Genomic DNA, 4717 nt, shown 5'->3' with positions numbered 1-4717 from the left:
GGCTTCTCATAGTTAGCAAGCAGTTGATCCAGCAGTTCAGGTGTAATCGTCGTGTCGGTCGTCATGTGAGTCTCCTCGGTAAGGTAAACTCACAGAAACCTGCTTACACATTCTTTCTGACACCCTCGCGAGCGGGGCCGCCTCTTCCTGCGCGCCTTCTTTGAGAGTTCCAGACCTTCCTCATCAGGGAAAGTCTCGTCACCTTGTCGGATGTCAAAATAGTACAGTTTCATCAGACCAGAACGACGCCAACCACAAATTGTTCATCTCCTAGAACGCTGCAAAGCGAGAACAAAACGACCCGCAGGCGCGAACCAGGCCGAAGGATCGTTAGCAGGTTAAGCGATTGCTCAGCTTTGCTTCCCCTGCATGCAGGCGATCACGAACTCTTTCTTTGCGCGACCTTGTCCTTTCATCTGTCCGCCCGCGCTTGAGAAACCACGTTCGGTAGCGAGCTGCTTGCATCTTTCCAACTTTTGAGGGGAGCCTTTGCGAGGCGCGCCCTGTTGAGCCTGTCCAGCGCCCGCGGCCAGAGCCAAAGCAACGGAAACAATCAAAATCAACCTAACCATTTCGGGTACCATACCTGACAATGAGAATTTGGGCATGACCTCCGTTGTGAGCGGGATGCCTCGCGCCCGGGACAATAATGCATAAAAGTACCGGGCCCTCGGCACCGCCATCAACCAACGCGATGCCGAGAGCTGCCGATCACTTGTGGATTGTAGCAGAGTGGGCTGCCGGCGTTAACCGGCGGGCCACCCGTAAATTTCCCAGGGCGCCGGACGCTCCCCCTAGGTCACCTCCTCGGGGCAAGCCAAATGTGAAGCTCAGCGAGCCTCAGGCTTCCCCGGATCGCCCACCGCGCCAGTCTGAGCCGGTAGCGCATGATCAACAGCCGGATCAGGAGCATTCCAGGTGCTCCTTGATCAGATTGAGGCGCTCTCTGACCTCCAGCACGACCTGATGCATTCCGTCTATGGCGGTGTCTGCATCGGGCGCGGCGAGGAGGACCGCAAGCAATTCAACCATGACCGACGCCTCCCTAATCAGGTCTAAGGGCGCCTTCATGCCATCACCGTAGCTTGCCAGTCCTGCGTCCCGACCTGCTCCAGCAGGCCGTCATGGTCGCCGATTCCGGTGTCGGCCTCCTCGCGGTCACAGTCGTCCTGCTCAGCGTCTGTCCCCGGGACATCCCAAAGCCTTCCCTGCCGCCAAGCTTTCGTTTGATCGGTCATCCGATCAAAGCTGCCAAGGTTCAGCGCCATCGCTGCCGCGCCCTCGCATATATATCACGGTCAGCCCCAGCTCAGCACGGTCTGAAAGAAGATGTCTGCCAGACCGACGTCGGTGTGGCCGTTCATGATCTCGATGATGCGGCGCGGTCGATCTTCACCAAGATTGGCCAGCGCCGCGATGATGTCGGCCCGACCGATCTTGTGCACGACGTCGTTGTGCAAGACTATCTGCCTCGCCAGAACGCGATCATCGTCGATGTCGAGGCGACCACGGCAATCAGGCAGCCAGAGGTGTTGGCCGCCAAGCGCATGATTGAGCGCTCGATCGATCGGTTCGATCTCTATCCGAGCCGGCTCCTCGGTGACAGCGCCTATGGCTCGGCCGAGATGCTTGGCTGGTTGGTCTACGAGCACGGGATCGAGCCCCACGTCACAGTGTTCGACAAGTCGGCCCGCACGGACGGGATCTTCTCGCGCGAGGACTTCACCTATGATCATGCAGGAGACGTCTATCGCTGTCCCGGCGGCAAAATCCTCTCCACGACCGGAGCGCTGGTGACGATGATGCCACGATGCTTTACCTCGCCAGTAAGCGCGATTGCGATCGATGCGCATTGAAGCCCCGGTGCTGCCCAAGCAGGCATCCCGGAGAGTGCCAAGGTCGATCTACGAAGGCGCTCGCGACATGGCGCGCCAGATCGCAAGATCATGGGAGGGAGGCACTTCGCGCCGGCTCCGCAAAAAGATCGAGATGCTGTTCGCGCACCTTAAGCGCATTTCTCAAGCTCGACCGCCTACGTTTACGGGGCCCAAACGGCGCGCGTGACGAGTTCACCCCCGTTGCGGAAGTGGTCGGCTTAGGGGCGCGCTCCCTAAACCTTCGTATCATTCCCTGGCCCCTTTGGATGGCCGGCGCATTACCCACGTTCAATTGAGCGGCTGACCGCGATCGTCCTAGACTAGGCTGCATGCGTAGGAAAAGCGCACAGGCCCATGCAGTGCGACGGTGGAAAAGGATGATCGACGAACAGCGACGATAGTGCCAAGAGGAGACTACGATGCCCCATTGCTCCGATAATTTTAGATCTGGCAGTGTTGCGCGATGCGCAGTGTGTGATGGCAAGTTTGGTCTCGTCCGGCACTACTCGTGGCGAACCCCGCTTTGTTCCAAGAAGTGCGTCGATCGCTTCAGAACTCGCAGGGAAAGTGACCGCAATTGGGTGAGCTGGCTCCAAACCGCCTTCGACCAGCTGCCCGAGAACCGCGCGAGGGCTTCATGACGGTCCAGATCTCACAACGAGCCAAGGAATCTTTAGGGACAGCACAGACTTTGCTCCGCGCCGCCCAAACCATGACCGACTCAGCGATTGCGGGTCAGCTCAAGGCCCTTGCCGACGACTTCAATCGGCGAGCTAAGAAAGCGTCGCATGTCGATGCGGATGGATGAATTTCCTGACTGCACAGAGAGATCCCGGGATTGGGTGCGAGATGAACAATCACATTTGGCATGCAACGCTTGTTGTATTCACTGTCGTGCTGCCGATTTCTACAATCGGTCACGCCCGCGCCCACGATTATCAGCACCCTGAGTTGAACAGTTGGTATGAGAGCTTGCACAGCGGCAAAGGGCCCTGCTGCGATGGCAGCGATGCGAAGCGCGTTGATGACGCCGATTGGGAAACTAAGGATGGTCACTATCGCGTACGCATTGATGGCGAGTGGATTGATGTTCCGAACGACGCTGTCGTGGATGGACCGAACCGCGCTGGCCGTACGATGGTCTGGCCTTACCTCCTAAATGGTCACCCGAAGGCGCGCTGCTTCATGCCGGGGAGCATGAGCTGATCGCGAGCGCAGGGCGATCAGCAGTTCCCGCCCACTAGCTCCAACGCGTCCGATGCCGTGTATTGCTTTGCATAAGAAGGCGCCAAATGACAACTGGAAGATGGAATAGCCGCAACAGGATCACCAAAGAAATTCGCGAGCAAATCCTGGATGCTTATCTAGGCGATCCCGTCAAAGGAACCGAACTTGCGATGAGCAACGGACTAACGGCCGGATACGCCTACAAGCTTGCTTATGAGCGCGGGTTATTGCCGACTCGCGATAAGAAGCTGCTTGGGCGCAGCCATTCAGCGAGATTGGCATCAACATGATTGTTACTCCAAAAACAAGGCAATGCCTTGAGGCCGTCAGAGCCGAGTGTGGTTCGGGAATGTCCCAACGCTACGCAGGCTGGCGGATCGTGTTTCAGTGAAGGCGATTACCACGGTCAGCGCAGCCTACAAAGCTGGAGCAGCGCGGAGCTATCCGCCGCGGGCCAGGAATGAGCGGCGGACCTCCACTGCAACGGATTTTCGCGCATACATGGCTTAGTGGAGCCGTTCACGGGTCGCACAATGCCGTTCGGGACCTATACCACTTCCGCATATGGCCCGAACCCGCCGAAAAAAGAGGGGCAGAGTATGTCCGCTCTGCCCAGTCAGATCAGACGTCCACCTGCACGCCCTTCGCCGGGAAGAACACACCCGGATTCGCGATCATTGGATGCCGGAACCGCCGACCGGCTTCAGCAAGCTCAGGATGGCGCTGGGCGACGAGGAATCGCTCCAGCTAGACGCCATCGATCTCCTGCAGAGCGGGGGCTACGAGGCGTCCCCGGCCAATGTCGAGCGCCTCGTCCCGCTCCTGGTCCAGGCAAGGCGCGAAGCTGCCTCGGACGTCGAGCACGCCCGCGTCGGGGAATACGAGAAGATCACGGATCTGTCGAAGATCCCGGCCCGCTCGACGCCGGCGCTCGATTTCGTGGCGGCGTTCGAGGAGTATGCCGCGAAAGGCGGACTCAAGGGGGGACCGGCCGGACGCACGGCATGCCGCTGGCGCCCAAAGGTGAAGGAGTTCTGCGACTTCGTCCGCCACCGCGACCTGAAGCGGATCAGGACGTCGGACGGATACGATTGGGTTGACCACCTCATCGCGAAGAAGATTCCACGAGACAGCATACGCAAGGTGTGGATCGCCGCGCTTTCCGCCACCGCCGGCTTCATGGTCGAGCGCCGCAAACTCGACCAGAACCCCTTCCTCGGCATCCGTGTCCGCGACGAGGACGCCTCGGAGAACGCCGAGAGGGAGAAAGAGCAGAAGGAGCCGCCGCGAAAGGGCTTCGCGCCGCAGGAGGCGAAGAAAATCCTGACCGCCACCCTCGTCGCGCCAAGCGGACGCTGCAGCGCGCCGTGCAGCCCTATCGCCAGGCGCTGAGACGCGATTTGAGACGCCGCCGGGCCGACAGCTGCATATTTCACTGATGATGAGCAGCGATTTCGCGCGATCATGAGCGCCGAATTCAGACGATCGTATTGCCTCATCTGAGGATGTTACTTTCGCTTGACGGACGTAGCGCCGACTGTCGGCCGGTCTGAGGTTGCGTCATTGCTCGCAGGATCGGAGGGACTGGGGACGTCGCGGAGTGCCCATCACAC

At 59.5% G+C, this 4717-nt stretch carries 8 protein-coding genes and 1 pseudogene; 5 read left to right on the top strand and 4 right to left on the bottom strand.

Going from position 1 to position 4717, the window contains the following annotated elements:
• Positions 1–350 precede the first annotated feature (350 nt).
• From ACZYOF_RS42330 to ACZYOF_RS42315, 4 genes are all read right to left on the bottom strand, one after another.
• On the bottom strand, positions 351–608 hold the full coding sequence (locus ACZYOF_RS42330; RefSeq protein ID WP_130584425.1) for a hypothetical protein: 258 nt from the start codon (positions 606–608) through the stop codon (positions 351–353).
• Positions 609–903: 295 nt separating this feature from the next.
• The gene (locus ACZYOF_RS42325) at positions 904–1032 is read right to left on the bottom strand and encodes a hypothetical protein (protein WP_463703292.1); all 129 of its coding nucleotides are present in this window, start codon (positions 1030–1032) and stop codon (positions 904–906) included.
• Positions 1033–1067: 35 nt separating this feature from the next.
• Positions 1068–1268, bottom strand: a complete 201-nt coding sequence (locus ACZYOF_RS42320) for a hypothetical protein (protein WP_130584085.1) — start codon at positions 1266–1268, stop codon at positions 1068–1070.
• Between the two features lie 30 nt (positions 1269–1298).
• Positions 1299–1460 carry a hypothetical protein gene (locus ACZYOF_RS42315; protein ID WP_463719446.1) on the bottom strand — a complete coding sequence of 54 codons (162 nt, stop codon included), beginning with the start codon at positions 1458–1460 and terminating at the stop codon, positions 1299–1301.
• Positions 1461–1478: 18 nt separating this feature from the next.
• Here ACZYOF_RS42315 and ACZYOF_RS42310 point away from each other — a divergent pair.
• The 5 genes and pseudogenes from ACZYOF_RS42310 to ACZYOF_RS42290 form a co-directional block, all read left to right on the top strand.
• Positions 1479–2173, top strand: a pseudogene (locus ACZYOF_RS42310) (transposase); the annotation flags it as partial.
• 341 nt (positions 2174–2514) lie between these two features.
• Entirely contained in the window at positions 2515–2685 is a 171-nt protein-coding gene (locus tag ACZYOF_RS42305; protein WP_463719445.1) for a hypothetical protein, read from the top strand.
• A 41-nt stretch (positions 2686–2726) separates the two neighbouring features.
• Positions 2727–3083 (top strand): hypothetical protein, encoded by a 357-nt coding sequence (locus ACZYOF_RS42300; protein ID WP_130584087.1) that lies wholly within the window; start codon positions 2727–2729, stop codon positions 3081–3083.
• Positions 3084–3169: 86 nt separating this feature from the next.
• Positions 3170–3394, top strand: coding sequence for a hypothetical protein (locus ACZYOF_RS42295; protein WP_463719444.1), 225 nt, complete (start codon positions 3170–3172; stop codon positions 3392–3394).
• 427 nt (positions 3395–3821) lie between these two features.
• Positions 3822–4496, top strand: a complete 675-nt coding sequence (locus ACZYOF_RS42290) for a hypothetical protein (RefSeq protein WP_130584089.1) — start codon at positions 3822–3824, stop codon at positions 4494–4496.
• The last annotated feature ends 221 nt before the right edge of the window (positions 4497–4717 follow it).

This window comes from Bradyrhizobium sp. LeoA1Lang (assembly GCF_055413685.1).
The sequence above is the reverse complement of the archived record's forward strand: the minus strand, read 5'-3'. Positions and strand labels throughout refer to the sequence as shown.